Annotated in this window: 19 protein-coding genes and 1 other annotated feature; all 19 genes read left to right on the plus strand. The window is 42.5% G+C overall.

Annotation, left to right across the window (positions count from 1 at the left end; genetic code table 11):
- The first annotated feature begins 41 nt into the window (after window positions 1-41).
- The 19 genes from DXB77_RS00085 (at window position 42) to rpoC (ending at window position 26,681) form a co-directional block, all read left to right on the plus strand.
- Window positions 42-2,471 carry an ABC transporter permease gene (locus tag DXB77_RS00085; RefSeq protein WP_118662379.1) on the plus strand — a complete coding sequence of 810 codons (2,430 nt, stop codon included), beginning with the start codon at window positions 42-44 and terminating at the stop codon, window positions 2,469-2,471.
- Between the two features lie 62 nt (window positions 2,472-2,533).
- Entirely contained in the window at window positions 2,534-5,002 is a 2,469-nt protein-coding gene (locus DXB77_RS00090; protein WP_118662380.1) for an ABC transporter permease, read from the plus strand.
- Window positions 5,003-5,148: 146 nt separating this feature from the next.
- Window positions 5,149-5,826 carry an ABC transporter ATP-binding protein gene (locus DXB77_RS00095; protein WP_008402588.1) on the plus strand — a complete coding sequence of 226 codons (678 nt, stop codon included), beginning with the start codon at window positions 5,149-5,151 and terminating at the stop codon, window positions 5,824-5,826.
- Window positions 5,827-5,828: 2 nt separating this feature from the next.
- Window positions 5,829-6,749 (plus strand): hypothetical protein, encoded by a 921-nt coding sequence (locus DXB77_RS00100; protein WP_243100112.1) that lies wholly within the window; start codon window positions 5,829-5,831, stop codon window positions 6,747-6,749.
- Window positions 6,750-8,033 (plus strand): FtsX-like permease family protein, encoded by a 1,284-nt coding sequence (locus DXB77_RS00105; protein WP_118662381.1) that lies wholly within the window; start codon window positions 6,750-6,752, stop codon window positions 8,031-8,033.
- A gap of 118 nt (window positions 8,034-8,151) precedes the next feature.
- The gene (gene acpP, locus DXB77_RS00110; protein WP_008402591.1) at window positions 8,152-8,385 is read left to right on the plus strand and encodes an acyl carrier protein; all 234 of its coding nucleotides are present in this window, start codon (window positions 8,152-8,154) and stop codon (window positions 8,383-8,385) included.
- 182 nt (window positions 8,386-8,567) lie between these two features.
- A complete protein-coding gene (gene fabD / locus DXB77_RS00115; protein WP_118662382.1) occupies window positions 8,568-9,491 on the plus strand; it encodes an ACP S-malonyltransferase in 924 nt (307 codons plus the stop codon).
- A complete protein-coding gene (fabG, locus tag DXB77_RS00120; RefSeq protein WP_021944607.1) occupies window positions 9,484-10,224 on the plus strand; it encodes a 3-oxoacyl-[acyl-carrier-protein] reductase in 741 nt (246 codons plus the stop codon). The genes fabD and fabG overlap by 8 nt, the downstream gene beginning before the upstream one ends.
- Window positions 10,225-10,458: 234 nt before the next feature.
- Window positions 10,459-10,749, plus strand: a complete 291-nt coding sequence (locus DXB77_RS00125; protein WP_118662383.1) for a type II toxin-antitoxin system RelB/DinJ family antitoxin — start codon at window positions 10,459-10,461, stop codon at window positions 10,747-10,749.
- Window positions 10,739-10,867, plus strand: coding sequence for a hypothetical protein (locus DXB77_RS13360; RefSeq protein WP_279220221.1), 129 nt, complete (start codon window positions 10,739-10,741; stop codon window positions 10,865-10,867). Before DXB77_RS00125 ends, DXB77_RS13360 begins: the two co-directional genes overlap by 11 nt.
- 122 nt (window positions 10,868-10,989) lie before the next feature.
- Window positions 10,990-12,006, plus strand: coding sequence for an Rpn family recombination-promoting nuclease/putative transposase (locus DXB77_RS00130; protein WP_243100113.1), 1,017 nt, complete (start codon window positions 10,990-10,992; stop codon window positions 12,004-12,006).
- Window positions 12,007-12,174: 168 nt separating this feature from the next.
- Window positions 12,175-13,938 carry a leucine-rich repeat domain-containing protein gene (locus DXB77_RS00135; RefSeq protein ID WP_182439407.1) on the plus strand — a complete coding sequence of 588 codons (1,764 nt, stop codon included), beginning with the start codon at window positions 12,175-12,177 and terminating at the stop codon, window positions 13,936-13,938.
- Between the two features lie 186 nt (window positions 13,939-14,124).
- Entirely contained in the window at window positions 14,125-15,135 is a 1,011-nt protein-coding gene (locus DXB77_RS00140) for a MotA/TolQ/ExbB proton channel family protein (protein WP_118662385.1), read from the plus strand.
- 3 nt (window positions 15,136-15,138) lie between these two features.
- Window positions 15,139-15,894, plus strand: coding sequence for an OmpA family protein (locus DXB77_RS00145; RefSeq protein WP_117822288.1), 756 nt, complete (start codon window positions 15,139-15,141; stop codon window positions 15,892-15,894).
- A gap of 202 nt (window positions 15,895-16,096) precedes the next feature.
- Complete coding sequence (gene fabF / locus DXB77_RS00150; protein WP_117785714.1) at window positions 16,097-17,332, plus strand: beta-ketoacyl-ACP synthase II; 1,236 nt, start codon at window positions 16,097-16,099, stop codon at window positions 17,330-17,332.
- Between the two features lie 152 nt (window positions 17,333-17,484).
- Window positions 17,485-17,622: a sequence feature (ribosomal protein L10 leader region), on the plus strand.
- Window positions 17,623-17,677: 55 nt separating this feature from the next.
- Complete coding sequence (rplJ, locus tag DXB77_RS00155) at window positions 17,678-18,166, plus strand: 50S ribosomal protein L10 (RefSeq protein WP_008402032.1); 489 nt, start codon at window positions 17,678-17,680, stop codon at window positions 18,164-18,166.
- An 84-nt stretch (window positions 18,167-18,250) separates the two neighbouring features.
- Complete coding sequence (rplL, locus tag DXB77_RS00160; protein ID WP_021944598.1) at window positions 18,251-18,616, plus strand: 50S ribosomal protein L7/L12; 366 nt, start codon at window positions 18,251-18,253, stop codon at window positions 18,614-18,616.
- A gap of 449 nt (window positions 18,617-19,065) precedes the next feature.
- Window positions 19,066-22,905 (plus strand): DNA-directed RNA polymerase subunit beta, encoded by a 3,840-nt coding sequence (locus DXB77_RS00165; protein ID WP_118483189.1) that lies wholly within the window; start codon window positions 19,066-19,068, stop codon window positions 22,903-22,905.
- Window positions 22,906-22,922: 17 nt separating this feature from the next.
- Window positions 22,923-26,681 (plus strand): DNA-directed RNA polymerase subunit beta', encoded by a 3,759-nt coding sequence (gene rpoC, locus DXB77_RS00170; protein WP_118662386.1) that lies wholly within the window; start codon window positions 22,923-22,925, stop codon window positions 26,679-26,681.
- Window positions 26,682-26,738: the final 57 nt, after the last annotated feature.

Below are 26,738 nucleotides of genomic sequence, written 5' to 3' on the forward strand. Positions count from 1 at the left end.
GTATCTATCTTTTTTTTATATATATCACGGGGAGGTAATGAATGACAGATTATAAAAAACTTGCACTTTATTATCTAAAAGCAGGTAAAAGGCGATGTATCGTTACGATCGTTGGGGTGATGATCACAGTGGCGGTGCTATATACAGCATTGAATTTTGGATATTCGTATGTGCTTCAGACACGGCAGGAAGTGAGGAAAGAAGCAGATTATGAGATTGTTTTTTTGTCAGAAGATACAGACAGATTAGCGCAGATCGCAGCAGATGACCGTGTACTTCAGGCATATAGCGGGGCGTATTCCGGTGAAGAATATGTCAGCGATGAAGAAAGATTTGTAGAAGTAAATTATAAAAATGCTTTATATGCGAATATCAGACATCCTTATCGGATGGAGTCGGTCATGGAGGCCATGAAAGCGGATTACGGAGTGGATGCAAGGCTGAATAATGAATTGGCTGTGTTATATCTTCAGGATTCAGATGGTCTGCTTGGTGTTGTATTGATCCTTGTTCTGTTGGTTGCTTATATCTTTGCAATCTTTGCTGTCGGAATGATCAGAAATACGGTGCAGATGTTCACGTTAGAGCAGGTAAAGGATTATGGAATCCTGCGGTGCATCGGAGCAACCAAAGGACAGTTGAACCGGATCATATACAGGATGGGAGCGGGCATGGAACTGACAGGCATTGCAGCCGGTGTACTGCTCGGAACATTCGTCAGTGTGATCCTTGGCTTTTTAAAGAATGTAGATGTTGGATTCCATATCGGACCGGTTATTCCGATCCTGATCGCATATCTCGGGGATCTGTATTTTGTAATGCAGGAGTGTTCAAAGATTGTAACGAAGATGTCGCCGGTCAGTGCAGTCCGTGGAGAGTACCGGATCAAAAAGGAGAAGATCAAGGTCCGTGGCAATGGTCTGATGGGATGGCTGTTCGGTATGGAAGGAGCCTATGCAAGGAAAAGCGTATTGCGGAACAGCGGGCGGTTTGCAAAGACGGTAACTGCTATGATGCTCAGCATAACGGCGATCATTATATGCTTAAGTACCTGGGGTATGGTTCATGATACGAAAAAGAATGTTGATGATATGTATGGCAGGTATCTCGAAGAAGAAAGATGTCCTGTTAGTATATTTGGTGATGTGGAATCGATACAGAGTGATTATTTGTTCTCTGCCGAAGCAATCAAAGAAAAAGCTTTGCATTACTATGTAACAGAAGCCAAACTGATATATAGTGCCACAGGGAATCTGGTAGATCCGGAAACCTATTATGGCAAACTGAATCAGGACTATATAGAAGAGACAAGTAATGGAACCAATATTGAGATTACAATGCAGAAATGGAGGGAAAGGGATACAGAGGAATATCGTGATGGAACTGATGTAGAGTATAAAAAAGCAATTTTCAATCTGAATAGTTCATCTATAAGCATTGACGGCTGTGATCAGAACGATCTGGATTATCTGTCAGAGTTTATAAAGAGTGGAACAGCAGATCTGGATGACGATGGTATCCTGGTTATCGGTGGAGGAAGTGTAATGGATTATTCCTGGACGGGTGATGAAAAGCTGACATTGTATGATCTGGGAAAACATTTTGATACATATGATCTTCAGGTAGGAGATACGATCCAACTGGTCGATTACAGGGAATATAAAAAACGATATCAGGACGCTTATGAAAAAATGATGGCGGAAAGTGTTTTGGTCAGTTCTGAGAAAGATGCAGATGGTGAATATGTTTCGGAAGAACGGGCAACAAAAGAGGGAAGATCGACCGGACTGGAACAGTATGTGATCGCTGAACGCATCCGGCAGGAACTCATTGCGGAAGGATATTATCGGACTTATACGGTTCAGGGTGTTCTGGATTTTGGAGATCAGATAATTCCGGAATGGGCTGATATCTATATGAAAAGAGATTCTTATTTCGATCTGACCGGATTTGATGAACAGGATATGACGGGAGTAAAGTATGCGATCGATCTTGACAGTGTTCCGATATCCTATTTTGACATGCTATCGTCCGATCTTACGGATGTTTTGTATGGATATGCCTATGCCAGAAATGTAATGCGGTATGCGTTGGCGTTTGCTGCCTTTGTATTTATATTAAGTTCAGTGAATATCATTAATACCACAGCAGGAAATCTGCATATGAGGCGAAAAGAACTGGCGCAGCTCCGGGTACTTGGAATGTCCAGAAAGAGGTTGATCCATACGGTCATGTTAGAGGGAGTGATGGCAACTGCCTTATCGAATATTCTTGGATTTTTATTCGGTACGATATTTACAATATATATCTATGAATATCTCAGCATGCTTTTATATATAAAACCGACCATTGCCTGGTGGGCGTTTGGAGTCGGGCTTGCCGCATCTGCATTGGTAATCTGTGGAAGCATCTATGCATCACTTAAGGATCTTCCGGTTGATATTGTGGATGACCTGAAGCTTGAGGAATAAAAATTGATAATGATGAAGAGAGACCAAAGTTATCGGTGTGAAATAAAAAGGAGAGGTGAGAAATGACAGACTATAAGAAACTTGCAGCATATTATCTGAAAGCTAACAAAAAACGGTGTGTGATCACGATCATCGGTGTAATGATCACAGTAATAGTGTTGTATGCGGGACTGAACATTTTCTATTCTTATATGCTGCAGCAGCAAAAGGATGTAAGAAAGGAAGCGGACTATGAGATCGTGTTCCTGACGGATGATCAGGAAACCTTATCACAGATCGCGTCGGATGATCGTGTCACACAGGCATACACGGGAAAGTATGTGGTGAGTGAGTGGGAGACAATTAACGGAACGGATGGCAAATATGTAGAAAAGGTATATGACAATGCATTGTATGTAAATACCGGACATCCTTACAGGATGGCTAAGATCATGAATGAGATGATAGAAGATTATGGGGTGGATGCAGAACTCAACTGGGATCTGTCCACCTGGTATCTGCAGGATATGGAGGAAGGATTTGCTGTTATATTGATCGTGGTTCTGTTAGTTGCATATATATTTGCAATCTTTGCAGTCGGAGTTATTAGAAATACGATCCAGATGTTCACATTAGAGCAGGTGAAAGACTATGGAATCTTACGATGTATCGGAGCGACGAAAGGACAGTTAAGCGGCATCATCTATCGGATGGGAGCCATGCTTGAGATAGCCGGACTGCTTGCCGGCATTGTGATGGGCGGAATCGTCAGCATGATCCTTGGATTTATATTTAAGATCAGCGCAGGCTTCCATATCATTCTGATGATACCAATCCTGATCACTTATCTGGGAGATATGTATTTCGTAATGCGTGAGAATGCCAAGCTGGTAACGAAGATGACACCGGTCAGTGCGGTCCGTGGTGAATACAGGATCAAGAAAGAAAAGCTTCGTCGTCATGGCGGCGGACTGATGGGAAAGATATTTGGAATCGAAGGCGCATATGCCAGAAAGAGTGTCCTTCGAAATAAAGGAAGATTTATAAAGACAGTAACAGCCATGGTATTCAGTATATCAGCGATCGTACTGATATGCAGCTGTTGGGGACAGCTCAGAAAATACTGGAAGGATACAGATGAAAAATATGGGGAATATCAGTTTAATCTGACTTCGTATTCGTCTGCTACAACGAGTCTGGAAGAAGCGCAGAGCACTTTGCCGTCTGCGGAGGCATTCCGGGATCTGTCACGAAATAACAGTGTGGAGGCAGCAAAGAAAGTGTATGCCTGCAGGGCCGATCTGGTAGATGCGGATTCTTATACAGGAAAGATCACGGATGAATTCCGGACAAAGGTAACGCTGGGACATTATTATAGCCTTTATATGGATAAATTGAATGGCATAGGAGATACATCGGAAGATAAGGATCCGGAAGCTACCAGAGGTGTAGCGGAAAGCATGGTAAACAGTGCAGATGTGATCGGATGTGATGATTCTGATCTGAATGATCTGACGAAATATCTGAAAGCAGGAACAACGGAATTGCCAGAGAACGGTATTCTGGTTGTGGCAGGAGGAAGCTTTAACAGCTGGGATCTGGACGGAGATGCATATGGGGATGAGTTTGATACCTTATATGATAAGACCTACCATTTTGACACGTATCATTTTGAACTGGGCGATACGGTTCAGTTAGTTGATTTTGCTTTATACCAGAAGGAATGTCTGAAAGCAAAGGAGAAGATCGATCAGGAATATGAAAAGCTTCAGGAGACAGCGGTAATGGCAGAAGATGGAGACAGTGAAGGTAGTGCGATAAGAAATGAGGAAGACTGGACTTCCGTACGACAGGAATATGCAGAATATAAGAAGATCAAGGATAAGCTGATAGCAGAGGGACACTACAAGACCTATAAGGTAGAAGGTATTCTGGATCTTGGAACCCAGGTGTTTGGTGAGACCGGTGATCGTCAGATCTATATGCGTCAGAATGATTATTTTGACCTGACAGGATACGGAGAAAATGATATCGCCGGCATGAAATACAAGATCGATCTGGATCGTGTATCTGCCGGTTCTATAGTAGAATTGCTTGCCTATAACACTGATTCCTTATATGGAGAGTCTATGCAGATCTGTGTATACCTGAAAAGCTTTGTCCGGTATGCAGTTGCGGCAGTACTGTTTATCTTCGTATTAAGCTCGGTAAACATCGTGAATACGACAGCCGGAAACCTGCATCTGAGACGAAAAGAATTCGCACAACTCCGTGTGATCGGAATGTCCAGAAAACGCCTGCTAAAAACCGTTATGTTAGAGGGCGTTATGACCACGGTTGTAGCGAATGTATTCGGTTTTATTATAGGCGTTGGGTTATCATATGGTGTCTTTTACTATCTTAATATGGTGATCGAGGCAGGAAAGTCCATTGCCTGGTGGGCATTTGGAGTCGGGCTTGTGGCATCCGGTCTGATCATCTGCGGAAGCATCTGGTTGGGGATCAGAGATCTTCCGGTAGCCATGGTAGAAGATCTGAAGCTTGAAGAGTAGGCGTGAAAGGTAAGTTTGATACAGCAGATGAAAGGTGAAACGGAGTTGCTGTATTACAAGGTTAAAAAACAGAAATGCAATAAATATATAGATAAAAATTATAGATAGAAAGATCTGCGGGAAAGGCAGAGGAAAGAGGGTACACTATGGAAATCGTAAAAATGGAACATGTAACAAAGATATATGGAGAAGGAAATACCAGAGTATGGGCGCTTGATGATGTGAACCTGACAGTGAATAAGGGCGAGATCGTGGCGGTTGTCGGTGCATCCGGTTCCGGTAAATCCACCCTGCTTCATGTTATGGGTGGTGTGGATACTCCAAATGAGGGAAATGTCATCGTAGACGGAAAGGATATTACAAGACTGACCGATGAGGAGATGTCAGTCTTCCGTAGAAGAAAGATCGGATTTGTATTTCAGGCATATCATCTGATCCCGGTACTGACAGTAGAGGAAAATATCAAGATGCCGATCCTGCTTGATCACAGAAAGCCGGATCGCGATTACATCGATCATATCATAGAGATGTTAGGTCTGAAGGACAGACGGAAGCATCTTCCAAACCAGTTATCTGGTGGACAGCAGCAGCGTGCAGCGATCGCAAGAGCACTGGCAAATCGCCCGGCATTGATTCTTGCCGATGAGCCTACCGGAGCACTTGACTCCAAAAACGGAAATGAAGTTATCACTCTGCTTCAGGATTCTGTTAAGAAGCTGGATCAGACACTGGTACTTATCACACATAATATCGATCTGGCGAGAGAGGCAGACCGTATCGTGAGGATCACGGATGGAAAGATATCAGAAGGAGAGGAGATGTAGAGATGAAACGAATACTAACAATCTGTATGGCATGTGTACTTGGATTCCTTGCTGTATTTGGATATAAGGACACGATGGCTTTTGTATCAGCAGCGGAGCCAAAGGTTATGGTAACCGATTATAAGATCAAAGAGAATGAAGTGGTGGCAGGCGGAACCTTTACACTTGAGGTTACGATCAAGAATACCGCAGATAAAAAGATCAGTAATCTGAAAATGACAGTCGCTTCCGAGGGAGGCGAACTGATTCCGGCATCCGGAGCCGGAACCGGATATCTGGCAAGTCTGGAAGGCGGAGAGACTTATACATTTGAGTTCCCGATGCAGGCAGCAGCCAATCTGGAAGAAAAGGCTTATAAGCTGACAGTGACAGATGAGTATGAAGACCGCTATGGCAATCCATATACCGTGACAGATACGATCTATCTGCCGGTTACGATCAAACAGCGCGGTGAGATCACAGGCGTATATGCAGAGTCAGATGTGACACTCGGAGATTCTATCGAGATCATGGGAAGTGTCAGCAATCTGGGGGCATCTACTCTTTATAATGTAAAGGCAAAGATCGATACAAGATTTACATCTGAAGGTGATGTCTATATCGGCAATATCGAACCGGGTAAGAATGGCTCGATCGATATACTTGCAAACACAACGAAGACGACAGGCACCGGCGGTGAGATGGGAAAGCTGATCGTTACATATGAAGATAAGTCAGGAAATGTAACAACACTGGAAGAAAATTTCTCAATCAGCGTAAATGCACCTGTCTATACAGATATTGAAAAGGTAAAGGATGTACAGAAGAAAGATTACAGTAAGATGATCATAGAGATCGTTGTTGCTGTGGTTGTTGCAGCACTTATTGTTATCTGGATTATCCGCAGAAGAAAGAGGAAGAAAGAGATATTGGAGGAGTTCTAAATGGGTTGGATCAGTCATTTATGTTTGATGAATATGAAAAGACGAAAAACCAGAACCTTTCTAACCATACTTGGAGTTGTGATTGGTGTGATCTCTGTTGTGACCCTGCTTGCAGTTGGTATCGGCGTACGACAGGAAATGATCAATACCATGGTGGATAGTGAAAGTATTTGCCGGATTCAGGTGACCGGAGCAACCGGCGGCAAGCACAAAGACCGGATGATCATGGATCAGACCGTGAAAACTTTTCAGGAGCTTGAATATGTCAGTTCCGTATATCCGACCTATGAGATGTATGTGACCATCACAAATGGAAAATATTCTTATGATGGTGCGATTACCGGTATTCCACAGTCGGAGCTTGCGAAGCTTAAGTATACAAAGACGTCAAAGCAGACAACATCGAGCGTGAAGCCGGTGCTTATTATGGGAAATAAGGTCACATCCTTATTCTATAATCCGGAAACGGAGCAGACCTATGATGTGACAGAGAAGAAAAAAGCAGAGACATGGATCGGAAAAAAAGTGGATCTGTCCTTCTGGGATTCACAGGAGATGACACCGGTGAAGATAGAAGTCGGAGCGGTTATTGACAGTGGAGAAGATACATATAACAGAGACTCACAGAGCATTTACTGCGATCTGGATATGTTAAAGAGCTTTTTAGGCAGAGTATCCAGTGGGGGAACGCTGCCGGGACAGCCGCTTGATGCAAATGGAAATCCGTACAAGGATTTCGTATATTCCGGAGCGGTTGTGACTGTTGATAATATCGATCATGTCGATTCTACCGTGAAGAAGCTTCAGGATATGGGGTATACGACGGAAAATGAGAAAGAGTATCTGGATACGATACAGAAATATTTGAAGATGGTACAGCTTTTACTGGGTGGTATCGGAGCGATTGCACTGATCGTAGCGGTGATCGGAATCAGCAATACGATGACAACATCTGTATTTGACCGGATCAATGAGATCGGAGTATTAAAGGTGCTTGGCTGTGATCCGGATGAGCTGCAGATTCTGTTTCTGACAGAAGCAGGCATTATCGGGGCAGCAGGTGGTGTGGCAGGCGTTCTTCTGTCTTACGGGTTTAAAGGAATCGTGGATAAGATTGCTGTCAAAATGTTCGATCTGGCAAAGGGAACGCAGATTGCAATGATCCCATGGGAGCTTGCAGCCGGAGCCGTTGTCGGAGCCATTCTGCTTGCGATATGTGCCGGATATTTTCCTGCGAGATTTGCATCGAAACTGCAGCCGTTAGATGCTGTCAGAAACAGATAGAAAAAAAGGAAAAAAACGGAACAGTATTTTGTTGACTTTACTGTATCCATGCGTTATATTATAATCGTCCGCGGGGCAGTGAGATAAACATTTACTATATTTAGGAGGAATTATTAATATGTTCGATAAGGTAAAAGCTATTTTCGAAGAGCAGTTAGGAGTATCACAGGATGAGATGCAGCTCGATACTAACTTCAAAGATGATTTAGGAGTAGATTCATTAGATTTATATGAGATAGTAATGAAGATGGAAGATGAATTCGACGTTGAGATCCCTGCTGAGGAGCTTGAAGACGTTGCTACATTCGAAGACGTACTTAACTATCTTAAGAGCAAAGGTGTAGAAGAATAATTCACATCAGAAGCAGACAAGAGGCAGCGAAGATGTCTATATACCAGATTTGCCCAGCGCAGGTTGGTGGATGACAGACTGGCTGCTTCTTTTAGTATAGAGGAACAGACGATGACGACAGTCAAAGAGTGAATGATGTTCGGCCGTTGTCAGTAAATATAAAGAATAGACAGGTGAAAAGAATGGGTAAAACAGCAGTGATTTTTCCTGGCCAGGGTGCTCAGTATGTAGGCATGGCTAAGGATTTTTATGACAATTTTGAAGACAGTAAGGCAGTGATCGATACAGCAGACAGTGTACTTGACATTGATCTGAAGAAAATCTGCTTTGAGGAAAATGAAGATATCAACAAGACAGAATATACACAGCCTGCGATGGTGGCAGCAGAGCTTGCTATCTATGAGCATGTAAAGAATGCAGGATTGAAGGCAGATGTATTCGCAGGTCTGTCGCTTGGTGAGTACAGCGCACTGACAGCCTGTGGTGCGATGAAGCTTTCGGATGCGATCAAGACCGTAAGACAGCGTGGTATCCTGATGCAGAATGAAGTTCCGCTTGGTCAGGGTGCTATGGCAGCCGTTATTGCTACAGATGCAGAAGTGATCGCAAAGGTCTGTGAGGAGACTCCGGGCAATGTCCAGATTGCAAATTATAACTGTCCGGGACAGATCGTTATTTCTGGTGAGACAGAAGCCCTTGACAAAGCATGTGAAGCCCTTCAGGCAGCAGGAGCCAAGAGAGTGATCAAGTTAAATGTCAGCGGCCCATTCCATTCCAAGATGCTGGAACCGGCCGGTGAAAAGTTATATGCATACTTAAGAGATGTAGAGATCGCAGAAGATTTCCTTCCATATGTATGTAATGCCGATGCATGTTATGTAACAGATGCTTCAGAGGTTAAGACTTTACTGATGCGTCAGGTATATTCATCTGTCAGATGGCAGCAGAGTATCGAAGCTATGATCGCAGACGGCGTAGATACATTTGTAGAGGTTGGACCTGGAAAGACTCTGTCCGGCTTCATGAGAAAGATCAACAAGGAAATGAAATGCATCAACATCGCAACGGTTGATGATCTGAAGAAATTGGAGGAACTGAATGCTTAAGGATAAAGTAGCAGTCGTAACAGGTGCCGGACGTGGTATCGGCAGAGCCATTGCAAAGACATTTGCAGGATATGGCGCAAAGGTAGTTGTCAATTATAATGGCTCAGAGGAGCGTGCAAACAGTCTCGTAGCAGAGATCAAGGAAGCTGGCGGAGAAGCAGTTGCTTATAAGGCAAATGTAGCTGATTTTGCAGAAGCAGAGGGACTTATCAAGTTCGCACTAGAGCAGTATGGCAGAGTTGATATCCTCGTAAACAATGCCGGTATTACAAGAGATAATATCATGCTCGGTATGAAGGAAGAAGACTTCGATCAGGTTATCAATATCAACCTGAAGGGTGCATTTAACTGTATCAAGCATGTGTACAGACCGATGATGAAGCAGAAGTACGGCAGGATCATCAACATGTCATCCGTAGTCGGCATTGAGGGAAATGCAGGACAGATCAACTATGCTGCATCCAAAGCCGGAATCATCGGCATGACGAAGTCTGTAGCAAAGGAGCTTGGCAGCCGTGGCGTAACAGCAAATGCGATCGCGCCGGGATTCATCAAGACAGATATGACAGACGCAATGTCAGATAAGATGAAGGATGCGATGCTCGATCATATCACAGTTAAGAGACTGGGTGAGGTGTCAGATATCGCTGAGACAGCAGCATTCCTTGCATCCGACAAGGCATCTTACATTACAGGACAGGTTATCCGTGTAGACGGTGGCATGAGCCTGTAAGACGAAATAGAATATAGATAAAAGTAGACAATGCCGGATACAATTTTATATGTATCCGGCGTTGCCTCGTTATAGCATTTTTATTTTTCAAAATTTATCTTGCTTTTGTAATGGAATTATCATTAATATTGTTTTTTTATATTTGATATTGTAATATAAACATATAAAAGCAATACAATATATTGATATATCAATACAAATACAATACAACAGCAAGAATGAAGGAGGCACTATATGGCAAGTACAATTCAGGTTAGAGTAGACGATGAATTAAAAAGAAAATCAGATAGTTTGTTCAAGGATTTGGGAACAGATACTACGACAGCGATAAGAATCTTTTTGACACAGGCAGTAGCCGCAAATGGATTTCCATTTGAGATTAAAAGAAGTAACAACATATATCAAAGTATGTCCGAAGAAGATGTACTGAAAAGACTGGAAGATGCGAGGGAACACGCAGGGCAGGGAGCATGTATAGACGCAGATGCATTTGTGGCAGATATGAGGACAAAATATGGCATATAAGATTTTTATGACGATTGATGCAGCAGAGGAGTTGGAGAAGATTATTCAATATTTGATTGAAAAAAAGAGGAATCCACAGGCTGCGGCAAGTTTATTAAATGATTTTGCGAAATATTGATAAATAATTATAAACTTGTTTTCCTTTCTGATATCCGTTACAATCAAACTTGGAGAGACGGAGGCAATATACAAAGCTAAAATATGCATGTTATTCTGTTTTATCGGGAAAGGAGTTGAAATATGGATAACGAAATTGTATATTCCTCCAAGGCTACTGATCAGAAAGCACAGTATGATGCCAGTGCCAAGCGCTTGCTTGGACAGAAGATCATATTGGCGCATATACTGATCAGGGTAGTAGAAGAATTTAAAGGTATGGATGCAGATACGGTTGCATCATTGATTGAAGGTGAACCGTATATCAGCCAGGTTCCGGTAGAACCGGGATTAACGAACAAAGAAACGGTGGATGCCAGAACCGGTGAACGGATTGTCGGACTGAATACAGAAAGTTCCGAAATTGATGAGGGAAAGATATATTTTGATATTATCTTCTATGTACGGATGCGGGATGGACTGGCGAAAATGATCATCAATCTGGAAGCCCAGAAGAATGAACCGACGAAGTATCATATCTTAAATCGGGCAATCTTCTATACGGCAAGACTGGTGTCATCCCAGAAAGAGCGGGAATTTACAGGTTCTGATTATAATGAGATCAAACAGGTGTATTCCATCTGGATCTGTATGAATATGAAAGAGAACAGTCTGAGTCATATTCATATGGTAAAAGATGATTTACTTGGCGAACAGGATTGGAAAGGCAATCTGGATATCCCTAACATCGTGATGATCGGTCTGGCAAAGGAGATTCCACCAAAGGAAGAACAATATGAACTGCATCGATTACTTGGAACATTATTGTCGCAGACAATGACGGCAGAACAAAAATTGAAGCTTATGAAACAGGAGTATGACATACCGGTAGACAGAAATGGTATTAGAGATGAGGTGAAAGTCATGTGTAATCTGAGTGAAGGCGTAGAAGAAATGGGATATGCAAAGGGTGAAGCCGCTGGTAGAGCTGCTGGCATGGTCGCTGGCAGGTCAGAGGGCGAAAAAATAGGCGAAGCACGAGGCAAGACTATTGGAAAATCTGAGGTTATCCTGAAAATGCATAAGAAAGGCTATTCCTTAGAGCAGATCATGGATGTAACCGATATGAGTGAGACGGAAATCAAGACAATTATAGGATAAGAGCATAGGCAGAACAGGTAATATGTATATTTTAGCAGAAGTCCGGATATGGCAGAAATGCTCTATCTGGATTTTTTTTGAAGACTATGTTAAAACTTTTTTAGGAGTCATCCTGTCTATTATAGTAGATGCCTGACATTCATGATTATAAGTAAAGGAGAGATGATTATGGGAAAAATGAAAAGCAGATTAAAGCGGTTCGTTGTCTGGTGCATGGCGGCAGTCATGTTATGCATGAGCGGGCCATTTACAGCAAACGCGGCAGCATTGGAATGTGAGACACCGGAACTTGCGGCAGCAAAGACTGTAAAGATCAAAAATGCAAAAGTGGGAACAAAAGTCACGGTAGGGAATTATACCTACAGGATAACCGCACTGACCCCGAAGAAGAAAACGGTAGAGGTAACGGGATTTACCAAAAAAGCAAAAAAGAAGCGCACTGAGGTGATGGTGCCTGCCAGTATAAAGATTACATCGAAGACAGGAAAGTATAAGGGAACTTATAGTTTTAAGGTTACGTCTGTTGGGAAAAAAGCGTTTTACAATAACAAGAAAATATGGAAGGTCACATTGGGAAATAACATCCGTACAGTAAAAAAACAGGCATTTTACGGATGTACCAATCTTCTGACTCTTATTTTCTATGACGCATCCAATCTGAAGGTATTTGAAGCAGGAGCATTTCAGAATTGCAGAAATCTGTATGAAACGAATCTGGACAATCAAAATCTGATAATGAAAAAGATCGGAAAAAATGCACTTAAAAACACAGAGATAAAAAACAATCCATATTTTATAAAAACGAAGAAAAAAGCAAAAAAAATCGGTAACAATCAGATGGTCCTGTCAGAGTCGTATGATGAGGATGGCGAAAAGATCGTTGAGTTGAGCAACATGGGAGAAGGTGTTGTGAGCAAAACGAAAGGACTGATCATCTATTCCAAGAAACCGGTAAATCCAAGAAAGTTTATTGCCAAATACGGAGACACATATGGATATCGTGAAGCGGATCTGCCTGTGATCGATGGCTCTGGTGGAGCGACAACATATCTGCCAAATTATAAAGATGTAAAAGTCCTGTTCCGGACATACACCGGAAAACTTGAATCATCCGTCTGGGAAATCCTTGGAGATTATGGACTGGAATATTATAACATTGCGCCTTATATAAATGCAGGATATAACTATATGACCCGTATTTATATAGACAGCCTGGTAAAAGATCCTTATGATCTTGAGATCTATTATGGAAAAGAAAAAGTAACGACACTTAAAATGGAGGGCATCACAAAGGCAGAGAAAAAAACAGTTTTGAAGGAATCGGTTTATACCTGGGGAACGCTGGCGAATACTTTAAAAGTAAACAGATTGATCAAAGAGCTGAGAGCGGGCTATGAAAAGAAGTACAAGAAATCTGCAAAAAATCTTGATATGGGAGAGATGATAAGGTTGATGGATGCCTATATAGGTTCATTCCCATATAAAGAATATAATTGCGGGGCGGTCTGGTATATGGTCGAGGCAGCAAAATACTACGGAGCATATGGAATGGTTGTATACAATGATTCGGAAAAAGAATATTATCGAAATCTGCAGCCAACCATATATGGTTCGCTCAAGAATTATAATGCGGTTCATGATGAACATACAAAGATGTATTTTCACACGATCGGAATGGTGATCTATGAAGACGGCTATATGTTTGGAGAGCTAAATGGTAATATGGCGAATAATAAAAGTACATATTTGGAGTGCCTGCCGGAAGACTATCATAAGATTACAGAATTCAGAATGGATCAGACACCTTTGACAAGCGTTGATGAACATTGTATCCAGATCGCATCGTATAAAAGCACTGCAGATTTCTGGAAGAAGAATTATAAGATAGATGTGCATACATTTGATCCATATAACCCGGATACATGGTATTGATCCGGAGAAACGGCAAAACAATGGCATCAGGTACAGATGATCGAATTTATTTGTATCTGGTGCCGTTTTTTTACGCATCGTGATGGTAAAAAATGCGGATTAATGCTACAATAAAACGAATGGGGAAACGCTTTAGCAGATACGAATGAAAAGGCTGAATGAGATCATACGAGAGGAAACGAAAAAATGAACAAACGAAACCGGTTAAAAACCATTCGGCCGCAGAATGAACGTGCGGCAAGAGCATTCCGTAAGAAGCAGAACATGAAGGTAGAGCTGAATAAAAAGTGGCTGCCTGTTGTCTATGTGGTGATGCTCGGTATCTGTATTTTACTGAATGTGACAAATGATAGTCTGGATCCGGCAAATGTGCTGATCAGTGTCTGTATGTTTGGAATCGTGGGAGCGATATTTGTCTATGCATATAAGCATTTGAAGCATATCGACCAGATGGGGGAAGATTTTCGTATAGCCATCAGCTATATCAAGGGCGACTATGCAAAAGAAAAGAAGCTTCTTTGGGATCTGTATCGTACCGAGACCCGGTATGGTATCTTTAATGAGGAACATCTGAGAAATTCCTATGTAGATTATGTGGAAGAAATGAAACGTCTGGAGCAGGATGAGGAAGGAAAATATGCCTGCGATATCGAAGATTTTATCAATTACCAGCTGATCGATGATGCGGTTGAAAAAGGTCGTCTGAGTCTGGTGCCGGGTGCCATGACCGGACTTGGTATTCTTGGTACCTTTATCGGTCTGTCAATCGGACTTCAGGCATTTAACACTGGATCAGCAGAAGAGATCACGAACAGTATCGGACCTCTGATGGATGGTATCAAGGTTGCATTCCATACCTCTATCTATGGAATGATCTTTTCCCTGACATTTAATCTGATCTTTAAGACGGTTCTGGAACAGGCATATCATAAGCTGGATGAATTTGTAGCAGAGTTCAAACGGTATGTACGTCCGGATGCGACTTACGATAACGGTAATCTGGAACTGGATTTCCAGAAGAAACAGTTGGAAGCAACGATAGCAACACAGAAAGCCATCGAGGAGACATTGGCTTATCTGAAATCTATGCATGAGGACATCGGAGATATCCGTATCCTGACGAAAGATCAGAATGACATCTTCCGTGGCAGATTGAACCGCCCGAGAGCGATCGAACAGAGCAGCAGGGAGGGATAAGGCATGAGCAAGAAACGAAGAAGACCGGAGGAAGAAGAAACCTCCTACTGGCTGTCTTATTCTGATATGATGGCAGCACTCCTTCTGATCTTTATCCTGATCATTTCATTTACACTGATGCAGTCAAAGAGCCAGTACGAGAGCAAACAGGCAGAGCTTGATAAGCAGAAGGAGATCATTAAAGAGCAGGAACAGCTCTTAAAAGACCAGCAGGAGGAGCTTGACCGTATCGCAGGCATCCGAAGTGATCTGGTGGCGGCTCTCCGCGATGAGTTTGCAGACAGTTCGTTAAATGTAAAAGTTGACGAAAAAACCGGAGCGATCACATTTGATGCAAGCGTTTTGTTTGATGTAGCAGACAGTGATCTGAAGGAAGAAGGAAAGACGTTCTTAAAGGAATTTCTTCCCAAATATTGTAATGTACTGTTAGATGAAAAATATCGTGATTATGTATCGGAGATTATTATAGAAGGTCATACAGATACGAATGGATCTTATATTTATAATCTTGAACTTTCCCAGCAGAGAGCCTTTTCTGTTGCGAAGTATTGCCTGACCGAGAGCAACGGGATCATAAGCTCCACGGATGTTGAACTGCTCCGAAGTGTGCTGACGGCAAATGGAAAGTCTTACAGCAATCCGATTTATAAGGAGGATGGATCTGTCGATCTGGAAGCATCCAGACGAGTAGAGATTCTGTTCCGGCTTCAGGATGAAGAAATGATCGCTGAGATGATGGATATTCTGAAAGAGAAATAGATATTTTGAAAGAGAAACAGACCAACACTTGCGGTTTTAAAAACGAGATGGTACAATGAGCATTGCGATGGGATGTGTTTACACATACCAGCATAATGCGAAACCAACATTGAACCGACAGGTGAAATGGTACAATGAGCATTGCGACGGTACATGTTTATATGTACCAAATGGATAGATTGTCTTTTGAAAGGAAAACGAGATGAAAAGAGTAGTTGTAACAGGAATGGGTGCTGTAACCCCAATCGGAAATAATGTAGAAGAATTCTGGGATGGCATTAAGAAGAATAAAGTAGGTATTGGCGAGATTACAAAATTTGATGTATCCGAATATAAATGCAAAATGGGTGCCGAAGTAAAAGATTTTGATCCGAAACAATATATGGATCCAAAGGCAGCCAGAAGAATGGAGCCGTTCTGCCAGTATGCAGTTGCAGCTACAGGCGAAGCAATCAAGAATGCCGGTATTGATCTTGAGAAAGAAGATCTGACAAGATTTGGAACCTGTATCGGTAACGGACTTGGCGGTGTAGCTACGATCGAAAAGGAACATGCCAAGGTTATGAATGGTAAGGCAAACCGTGTCAGTGTAATGATGGTTCCTATGATGATCTCGAATATGGCAGCCGGAAATGTAGCGATCGCATATGGCTTAAAGGGCAAATGTACAGATGTTGTAACAGCATGTGCGACAGGAACAAACAGCATTGGCGAGGCATATCGTTATATTCAGGTCGGAGATGCAGATGTGATGGTAGCCGGAGGCGCTGAATCACCGATCTGTGAGACAAATGTTTCAGGATTTATCTCCATGACAGCTCTTTCAAGTGCAACGGAAGCAGATCGTGCGTCGATTCCGTTTGACAAAGACAGATGTGGATTCGTTATCGGTGAAGGAGCTGGAGTCGTAGTTCTGGAATCTCTGGAGCATGCGCAGGCAAGAGGAGCAAAGATCCTTGCAGAGGTTGTCGGATATGGTTCCACCTGTGATGCATTTCACATTACATCCCCTGCCGAGGATGGAGAGGGTGCAGCAAGAGCCATGACACTCGCGATCAACGAGGCTGGCATTACACCGGCAGACGTTGATTATATCAATGCACACGGAACAAGTACCCACCACAATGATCTCTATGAGACAAGAGCAATTAAGAAAGCATTTGGTGAAGATGCATATAATGTAAATATTAATTCTACAAAATCCATGATCGGTCATTTATTTGGCGCGGCCGGAGCAGTTGAATTTATTACATGCGTAAAATCTATCGAAGATGGATACATTCACCCAACAGTAGGTCTTCGTGAGACAGAAGGCGAGATCGACCTGAATTATACAAAGGGTGAGGGCGTTCATAAGGACATTACATATGCACTGAGCAATTCTCTTGGATTTGGTGGACACAATGCCAGCATTCTTGTAAAGAAATGGGAAGAATAAGATCCAGACAAAAACAGATATAAAAGAATTACACATCATAAATAATGTGAGCAAAAGTATTTGCACGAAAAAGTGTAAATTTACATGGAAAAGTGAAAATTTACATCAAAAAGTGAAAAAACGTATTGACATATTCCTTGTGTTATGGTAAAGTATCCCCCGATGAACTGCCGAAGACAGTAGGTGCCGGATGGCATAAGTTGAAAAACACCTACCGAGGAATATATCGTTAATATTATTTTAACTATATGCTCTCTGTCTTATCGACAGAGAGCTTTTCTTATTTTAGCAGAAGATGCTTTCTGTTAACTATGTGCAGTCATTAGTAAAACAAGGAGGCGCATTATGGCAAAGGTAGAGATTAAGAAGCCAGTAGTTGAAGAAATCAAAGCTAACTTAGATGGTGCTCAGACAGCAGTTGTAGTTGACTACCGTGGACTTACAGTTGAGCAGGACACACAGCTTCGTAAGCAGTTAAGAGAAGCTGGGGTTGTTTATAAGGTATACAAGAACACCATGATCAACTTCGCTATTGAAGGCACAGAGTTCGAGGGACTGAAGCCATGTCTCGAAGGACCTACCGGATTAGCTATCTGTAAGACAGATGCTACAGCAGCAGCCAGAATCCTGGCTAACTTCGCAAAGACTGCTCCGGCACTTGAGCTTAAGGGTGGCGTTGTAGAAGGTACATTCTACGATGCAGCAGGTATCGCAGTTATTGCAAACATTCCTTCAAGAGAAGTACTTATTTCCAAATTCCTTGGAAGTATCCAGTCACCTATTGCAAACTTCGCTCGTGTTATCAAGCAGATTGCAGAACAGAAGGAAGCTTAATTATTTGTGCATACAGGCACGTCGGCTTCTATTTAATAGAAGCAGCAATTATTAAACTATATTATATTAATGGAGGAAATAATAATGACAACTCAGGAAATTATTGAAGTAATCAAAGGTTTATCAGTATTAGAATTAAATGACTTAGTTAAAGCATGTGAGGAAGAATTCGGTGTATCAGCAGCAGCAGGTGTTGTTGTAGCAGCAGCAGGCGGAGACGCTCCAGCAGCAGAAGAGAAGGATTCATTCGATATCGAACTTACAGAAGTTGGTCCTAACAAGGTTAAGGTTATCAAGGTTGTTCGTGAGATCACAGGTCTTGGCTTAAAGGAAGCTAAGGATGCTGTTGATGGCGCTCCAAAGGTTATCAAAGAGGGAGCTTCAAAGGACGAGGCTGAGGAAGCTAAGACTAAGTTAGAGGCTGAAGGCGCTAAGGTTACATTAAAGTAATTTTATTCCTTGTATTTATGAATATCTTTCGACCTGGCGGGAGAATTACCTGCCAGGTCGTTTTTGTCAAAGTTCCGGCGAACTGATCATTTTTATCAATAAGAGCAGTTGAGACCGAATAAGTGATTTTAAGATTCTGAACACAGATACGACATGATATAGTCAGCGTTATGTATCTGTTCTGTAATAATACCGCTGCAGGCTGTTTCAAAAGAATGCAGAGGGGCATATAAATATGGATAAAAGTTCATATACAATTCTTTAATAAAAAATTCCGAATATTTCTTGACATATACCTTGAAAATGTGATATAGTGTAGGATGTCTATACTATGGGTTGGTTTGCGTTCAAACCAGACATATAATGACACGGCTAATATATTTCGGTTAAATGTAAGCATTTCAACAGAATATACGCTTAAAAATAAATTCCAAGGGGTGAATGTGTCGATGGAAAAAAACAGAATTAGTCCTGTTCAATCTGGTAAAGGTATCCGAATGAGTTATTCCAGACAGAAAGATGTACTGGAGATGCCTAACTTTATCGAAGTTCAGAAAAACTCATACCAGTGGTTCCTTACCGATGGTCTGAAGGAGGCATTTAAAGATATCTCTCCTATTACTGACTATACAGGACAGCTTAGTCTTGAGTTTGTAGATTTCCAGTTATGTAGAGATGATGTGAAGTACTCAATCGAAGAGTGCAAGGAAAGAGATGCAACATATGCTGCACCGCTTAAAGTAAAAGTAAGACTCCATGCAAATGACGCAAAGGAAATGTCAGAACATGAGATTTTCATGGGTGATCTTCCTCTTATGACCGAGACAGGTACATTTGTGATCAACGGTGCAGAGCGAGTTATCGTAAGCCAGTTGGTGCGTTCACCTGGTATCTACTATGATATTGCACATGATAAGATTGGTAAGAAGCTGTACTCCTGTACAGTTATCCCAAACCGTGGTGCATGGTTAGAGTACGAAACAGATTCGAATGATGTTTTCTATGTTCGTGTAGATAGAACCAGAAAGGTGCCTATCACAGTACTTATCCGTTCACTGGGAATCGGAACAAATGCAGAGATTATCGATCTGTTTGGCGAAGAACCAAAGATTTTAGCAAGTATTGAAAAGGATCCTTCTGAGACATATCAGGATGGTCTTCTTGAGCTGTACAAAAAAATAAGACCGGGTGAGCCTCTTGCAGTAGAGAGTGCAGAGAACCTGATCAATGCAATGTTCTTTGATCCAAGACGTTATGATCTTGCAAAGGTTGGACGTTATAAGTTCAATAAGAAGCTGGCATTCCAGAACAGAATCACAGGTCAGATACTTGCAGAGGATGCGATCGATCCGGCAACCGGTGAAGTGATCGCAGAAGCAGGCACGACACTTACAAGAGCACAGGCAAAGGATATCCAGGATGCTGCTGTACCATATGTTATGATCCAGACAGAAGAACGTAACGTAAAGGTGCTTTCAAATATGGTAGTAGATCTGTCCAAGTATGTTGGATTTGATCCTGCTGAAGTAGGTATCCATGAGGGTGTATACTATCCTGTTCTTGAAACCCTTTTAAATGAATATTCAGACGAAGAAGAATTAAAGGCAGCTATCGCAAGAGATGCATCTGACCTTGTTCCAAAGCATATAACAAAAGAAGACATTATCGCTTCAATTAACTACAACATTCACCTTGAATATGGTATTGGAACAAAGGATGATATCGATCACCTTGGTAACAGACGTATCCGTGCAGTCGGAGAACTTCTTCAGAATCAGTATAGAATCGGTCTTTCCAGACTGGAAAGAGTTGTAAGAGAGAGAATGACGACTCAGGACGTAGAGACGATCACTCCACAGTCTCTGATCAACATCAAGCCTGTAACAGCAGCAGTTAAGGAATTCTTCGGAAGTTCCCAGTTGTCACAGTTCATGGATCAGAACAACCCATTGTCTGAGCTGACTCATAAGAGAAGATTATCAGCCCTTGGTCCCGGTGGTTTGTCACGAGACAGAGCAGGATTCGAGGTTCGAGATGTACACTATACTCATTATGGTAGAATGTGTCCTATCGAGACTCCTGAAGGTCCTAACATCGGTCTGATCAACTCTCTGGCTACTTATGCAAGAATCAATGAGTATGGTTTTGTAGAAGCACCATACAGAAAACTGGATAAATCAGATCCTGCAAACCCTGTAGTTACAGATGAGGTTATTTATCTGACGGCAGATGAAGAAGATAATTACAGAGTTGCACAGGCAAATGAACCTCTGGATGCAGATGGTCATTTCGTAAATAACAACGTATCAGGAAGATACAGAGAGGATACAACAGAGTTCCCGAAATCAAGAGTTGATCTGATGGACGTTTCTCCTAAGATGGTATTCTCAGTTGCTACATCCATGATTCCTTTCCTTGAGAACGATGATGCAAACCGTGCTCTGATGGGATCAAACATGCAGCGTCAGGCAGTTCCGCTTATGCTTACCGAATCAGCCGTTGTAGGTACCGGTATGGAAGCAAAGGCAGCTGTTGATTCAGGTGTATGTATCGTTGCAAAGAGAGATGGTGTAGTTGAATATTCCACAAGTAAGGAAATCTGTATTAAGGCAGATGAAGATGGAACAAAGGATATCTACCACGTTATCAAGTTCGCACGAAGCAATCAGGGTAACTGTATGAACCAGAGACCTATCGTATTCAAGGGCGAGCATGTTAAGGCTGGAGAGGTTATCGCAGACGGACCATCTACTTCAGGTGGAGAGATCGCACTTGGAAAGAATCCTCTGATCGGTTTCATGACCTGGGAAGGTTACAACTACGAGGATGCTGTTCTTTTAAGTGAAAGACTTGTAAAAGATGATGTATATACATCTATTCATATTGAGGAGTACGAATGCGAAGCGAGAGATACCAAGCTCGGACCGGAAGAGATCACAAGAGATCTTGCTGGACTGTCTAATGATGCATTAAAGGATCTGGATGAGAATGGTATTATCCGTATCGGTGCTGAGGTTCGTGCCGGAGATATCCTTGTCGGTAAGGTTACTCCTAAGGGAGAGACAGAACTGACAGCAGAGGAAAGACTCCTTCGTGCCATCTTTGGTGAGAAGGCAAGAGAAGTAAGAGATACTTCCCTGAAGGTTCCTCATGGAGCATTTGGTGTCATCATGGATACCAAGATCTTCACAAGAGAAAATGGTGATGAACTTTCACCGGGTGTTAATAAATCAGTCAGAGTATACATTGCTCAGAAGAGAAAGATCCAGGTAGGAGATAAGATGGCTGGTCGTCATGGTAACAAGGGTGTAATTTCCCGTGTACTTCCGGTAGAAGATATGCCATTCCTTCCAAATGGCCGTCCGCTCGATATCGTGTTGAACCCACTGGGCGTTCCTTCACGTATGAATATCGGACAGGTTCTTGAAATCCATCTTGGTCTTGCTTCACAGGTTCTCGGATTCAAGGTTTCAACTCCTGTGTTTGATGGTGCAGACGAGTTTGATATCATGGATACTCTTGAGATGGCGAATGATTATGCAAATACTGAGTGGGAGAACTTCTACGAGAAATATAAAGATTCTGTTTCAGAAGAAGTAATGAATTACCTCTATGAGAACAGAGATCACAGAGAAGAATGGAAGGGCGTTCCGATCGACAGAACCGGTAAGGTACAGCTTCGTGACGGTAGAACCGGTGAAGAATTTGACAGCCCTGTAACAATCGGTTACATGCATTATCTTAAGCTCCACCATCTGGTTGATGATAAGATCCATGCACGTTCAACCGGTCCGTACTCATTAGTTACACAGCAGCCTCTGGGTGGTAAAGCTCAGTTCGGTGGACAGCGTTTCGGTGAGATGGAAGTTTGGGCACTGGAAGCATACGGTGCATCATATACATTACAGGAAATTCTGACTGTTAAGTCGGATGATGTAATCGGACGTGTTAAGACATATGAAGCGATCATTAAGGGTGAGAACATTCCTACACCTGGTATCCCTGAGTCATTCAAGGTACTGCTGAAGGAATTCCAGTCACTTGGTCTCGATGTCAGAGTTGTAAAAGACGATATGACAGAGGTTGATCTCGGTGAGACGATCGAAGCGTATGACGAGAATGTTAAGAGCATGATCGATGATGATAAACGGGAAGCTGATGGACGTGAATTTGAAGAAGCGGGCTTCAGCGGAACAGATGAAAATGATGAGCTGACATCATTATCAGACGGAGAATATCTGGATGATTACAGCGATGATTATGATGACAACTCAGATGATGAATTTTAGAAAGGAGATTTTGTAAGATGCCAGAATTTAACATGGAAACTCCAGAACAGGAACAGGCTTTAAGCTTTGACGCAATTAGAATCGGACTTGCATCTCCTGAAAAAATCAGAGAATGGTCACATGGTGAGGTTAAGAAACCTGAGACTATCAACTACAGAACATTAAAACCGGAAAAAGACGGTTTGTTCTGTGAGAGAATATTTGGACCTAGCAAGGACTGGGAATGTCATTGTGGTAAATACAAGAAGATCAGATATAAAGGTATTATCTGTGATCGATGTGGTGTAGAGGTTACAAAGGCCAGCGTTCGTAGAGAGCGTATGGGTCATATCGAGCTTGCAGCACCGGTATCCCATATCTGGTATTTCAAAGGTATTCCTAGCCGTATGGGACTGATCCTTGATATTTCTCCAAGAGTACTTGAAAAGGTATTATACTTTGCATCTTATATTGTTCTTGATCCAAAGGACACACCGCTTACTTATAAGCAAGTTTTGACAGAGCAGGAATACAGAAAGGCTGAAGAGGACTTCGGATACGGCTCCTTCCGTGCAGGAATGGGTGCTGAGTCCATTCAGGAGCTCTTAAGAGCAATCGATCTGGATAAAGAAAGCGAAGAATTAAAGGCTGAGCTTAAGAATTCAAGCGGACAGAAGAGAGCCAGAATCATCAAGAGACTGGAAGTTGTTGAAGCATTCCGTAATTCTGAGAATAAGCCGGAGTGGATGATCATGGATGTTATTCCGGTTATCCCACCGGATATCAGACCTATGGTTCAGTTGGATGGCGGCAGATTTGCTACATCTGACCTGAATGACTTATATAGAAGAATTATCAACAGAAATAACCGCTTAAGAAGACTTCTTGATTTGAACGCTCCTGACATCATTGTCAGAAACGAGAAGAGAATGCTTCAGGAAGCTGTTGATGCGTTAATTGATAATGGTAGAAGAGGCCGTCCTGTAACAGGTCCGGGTAATAGAGCATTAAAGTCTCTGTCCGATATGTTAAAGGGTAAGCAGGGACGTTTCCGTCAGAACCTTCTTGGTAAGCGTGTTGACTATTCAGGACGTTCTGTTATCGTAGTAGGACCGGAACTTAAGATTTATCAGTGTGGTCTTCCAAAGGAAATGGCAATTGAATTATTCAAGCCATTTGTTATGAAAGAACTGACAGCCAGCGGCAGAGCAAATAACATTAAAGCTGCTAAGAAGATGGTAGAAAAGCTTGAGCCGGAAGTTTGGGATGTACTGGAAGATGTAATCAAAGAGCATCCGGTTATGTTAAACCGTGCTCCTACACTTCACAGACTGGGTATCCAGGCATTTGAGCCTATCCTTGTAGAAGGTAAGGCAATCAAGCTTCATCCACTGGTATGTACAGCGTTCAACGCCGATTTCGATGGTGACCAGATGGCTGTTCACCTTCCACTTACAGTTGAGGCACAGGCGGAATGTAGATTCCTGCTCCTGTCCCCGAATAACCTTCTGAAGCCTTCAGATGGTGCTCCGGTTGCCGTTCCTTCACAGGATATGGTCCTTGGTATCTACTATCTGACAATGGAGAAGGATGGCGATATCGGAGAAGGCAAGTTCTTCAAGTCAAAGAACGAAGCACTGCTTGCATATGAGAACAAGGAGATCACTCTCCACTCTAAGATAAAGGTAAGAAGAACTGTTACAACAGAAGACGGAACAGAGGTTACAGGTATCATCGATACTACACTCGGTCGTTTGCTGTTCAACGAGATCATTCCTCAGGATCTTGGATATGTTGACAGAACAAATCCTGACAATATCCTGAAACTTGAGATTGATTTCCATGTTGGTAAGAAACAGTTAAAGCCGATCCTTGACAAATGTATCAATACACATGGCGCAACCAAGACTGCTGAAGTTCTGGATGACGTAAAGGCAATCGGTTACAAGTATTCAACCAGAGGTGCTATTTCAGTATCTATTTCAGATATGAAGGTGCCGGACGAGAAGAAGCAGATCCTTGCAGATGCTCAGACTCAGGTTGACAAGATCACAAAGATGTTCAGACGTGGCCTTATGACAGAGGAGGAGAGATACCTCGCTGTTGTTAAGGTTTGGGAAGAAGCCGATAAGGTTCTGACAAAAGCCCTTCTGGACGGACTTGATAAATATAACAACATCTTCATGATGGCAGATTCCGGTGCCCGTGGATCTAACCAGCAGATCAAACAGCTGGCTGGTATGCGTGGTCTGATGGCAGATACAACCGGACGTACGATTGAACTTCCAATCAAGTCGAACTTCCGTGAAGGTCTTGACGTTCTGGAGTACTTCATTTCAGCACATGGTGCTCGTAAGGGTCTGTCCGATACAGCGCTTCGTACAGCCGATTCAGGATACCTGACCAGACGTCTGGTTGACGTATCACAGGATCTGATCATTCGTGAGACAGATTGTTGTGCAGGAAAAGCAATTCCTGGTATGGAAGTAGAAGCATTCATGGAAGGCAAAGAAGTAATCGAATCCTTCCAGGAGAGAATTACAGGTCGTTACCTTGCAGAATCTGTATACGATAAAGATGGTAACCTTTTAGTTAAGGCAAACCACATGGTATCACCAAAGAGAGCTGCTCTGATCGTAAATCAGGGTGTAGATTCAAACGGTGTTCCGTTCCTTGATCCGGATACAGGTGTTACAAGACAGGATGCAAAGCTTAAGATCAGAACGATCCTGACATGTAAGTCACACCTTGGTGTATGTGCAAAATGTTACGGTGCCAACATGGCAACCGGACAGCCGGTACAGGTTGGTGAAGCTGCCGGAATCATCGCAGCTCAGTCAATCGGTGAGCCTGGTACACAGCTTACCATGAGAACATTCCATACTGGTGGTGTTGCCGGTGATGATATTACACAGGGTCTTCCTAGAGTAGAAGAGTTGTTCGAAGCAAGAAAACCAAAGGGACTTGCGATCATCGCAGAGTTTGGCGGTAAGGTTCAGCTTCGTGATAATAAGAAGAAGAGAGAAGTCGTTATCACAAATGACGAGACAGGTGAATCAAAGGCATACTTAATTCCTTATGGTTCCCGTATCAAGGTTCTGGACGATCAGGTTCTGGAAGCCGGTGATGAATTAACAGAAGGTTCTGTTAATCCACATGATATCTTAAAGATCAAAGGTATCCGTGCAGTTCAGGATTACATGCTTCGTGAAGTACAGCGAGTATACAGACTTCAGGGTGTTGATATCAATGATAAGCATATCGAGATCATTGTTCGTCAGATGTTAAAGAAGATCAGGATCGAGGATAACGGAGATTCATCCTACCTTCCGGGAACACTGGTTGACGTTCTTGATTTTGAAGATACAAATGAGCAGCTCATCGCAGAAGGCAAACAGCCGGCAGAAGGCTCACAGGTAATGCTTGGTATTACAAAGGCATCGCTTGCTACAGATTCCTTCATGTCAGCAGCGTCCTTCCAGGAGACAACAAAGGTTCTTACAGATGCAGCTATTAAGAGTAAGGTAGATCCACTGAATGGTCTGAAAGAGAACGTTATTATCGGTAAGCTGATTCCAGCAGGTACAGGTATGAAGCGTTATCGTTCTGTAAAGCTTGATACAGAGATGGATGAGATCAACTTCTTTGATGATGATGACGAGATCGACTTCGGAGATGATCTGGAAAGCACAGAGTTAGAAGATGCAGTTGATACCGATGCAGATGCAGAGGATGAGGCGGAAGAAAATGCTTCAGACTTGGAAACTGTAGAGGCAGAGACAACTGATAACGAATAAATAAATTTGAAAAGTGCTTGACACGAATAATTTCAATATATATAATGGTAAGGCATG

This window comes from Clostridium sp. OM05-9 (assembly GCF_003481465.1).
Lineage (GTDB): Bacteria > Bacillota > Clostridia > Lachnospirales > Lachnospiraceae > Coprococcus > Coprococcus ammoniilyticus.

Bases quoted from the DNA above. Each gene is read 5' to 3' on its own strand.
- DXB77_RS00145 (WP_117822288.1), top strand. From the start codon at position 15,139: ATGAGCAAGAAACGAAGAAGACCGGAGGAAGAAGAAACCTCCTACTGG.
- DXB77_RS00105 (WP_118662381.1), top strand. From the start codon at position 6,750: ATGGGTTGGATCAGTCATTTATGTTTGATGAATATGAAAAGACGAAAA.
- DXB77_RS00135 (WP_182439407.1), top strand. From the start codon at position 12,175: ATGGGAAAAATGAAAAGCAGATTAAAGCGGTTCGTTGTCTGGTGCATG.
- fabG (WP_021944607.1), top strand. From the start codon at position 9,484: ATGCTTAAGGATAAAGTAGCAGTCGTAACAGGTGCCGGACGTGGTATC.
- DXB77_RS00165 (WP_118483189.1), top strand. From the start codon at position 19,066: ATGGAAAAAAACAGAATTAGTCCTGTTCAATCTGGTAAAGGTATCCGA.
- fabF (WP_117785714.1), top strand. From the start codon at position 16,097: ATGAAAAGAGTAGTTGTAACAGGAATGGGTGCTGTAACCCCAATCGGA.
- DXB77_RS00095 (WP_008402588.1), top strand. From the start codon at position 5,149: ATGGAAATCGTAAAAATGGAACATGTAACAAAGATATATGGAGAAGGA.
- DXB77_RS00085 (WP_118662379.1), top strand. From the start codon at position 42: ATGACAGATTATAAAAAACTTGCACTTTATTATCTAAAAGCAGGTAAA.
- DXB77_RS00125 (WP_118662383.1), top strand. From the start codon at position 10,459: ATGGCAAGTACAATTCAGGTTAGAGTAGACGATGAATTAAAAAGAAAA.
- DXB77_RS00090 (WP_118662380.1), top strand. From the start codon at position 2,534: ATGACAGACTATAAGAAACTTGCAGCATATTATCTGAAAGCTAACAAA.
- DXB77_RS00100 (WP_243100112.1), top strand. From the start codon at position 5,829: ATGAAACGAATACTAACAATCTGTATGGCATGTGTACTTGGATTCCTT.
- fabD (WP_118662382.1), top strand. From the start codon at position 8,568: ATGGGTAAAACAGCAGTGATTTTTCCTGGCCAGGGTGCTCAGTATGTA.
- DXB77_RS00130 (WP_243100113.1), top strand. From the start codon at position 10,990: ATGGATAACGAAATTGTATATTCCTCCAAGGCTACTGATCAGAAAGCA.
- rplJ (WP_008402032.1), top strand. From the start codon at position 17,678: ATGGCAAAGGTAGAGATTAAGAAGCCAGTAGTTGAAGAAATCAAAGCT.
- rpoC (WP_118662386.1), top strand. From the start codon at position 22,923: ATGCCAGAATTTAACATGGAAACTCCAGAACAGGAACAGGCTTTAAGC.
- rplL (WP_021944598.1), top strand. From the start codon at position 18,251: ATGACAACTCAGGAAATTATTGAAGTAATCAAAGGTTTATCAGTATTA.
- acpP (WP_008402591.1), top strand. From the start codon at position 8,152: ATGTTCGATAAGGTAAAAGCTATTTTCGAAGAGCAGTTAGGAGTATCA.
- DXB77_RS13360 (WP_279220221.1), top strand. From the start codon at position 10,739: ATGGCATATAAGATTTTTATGACGATTGATGCAGCAGAGGAGTTGGAG.
- DXB77_RS00140 (WP_118662385.1), top strand. From the start codon at position 14,125: ATGAACAAACGAAACCGGTTAAAAACCATTCGGCCGCAGAATGAACGT.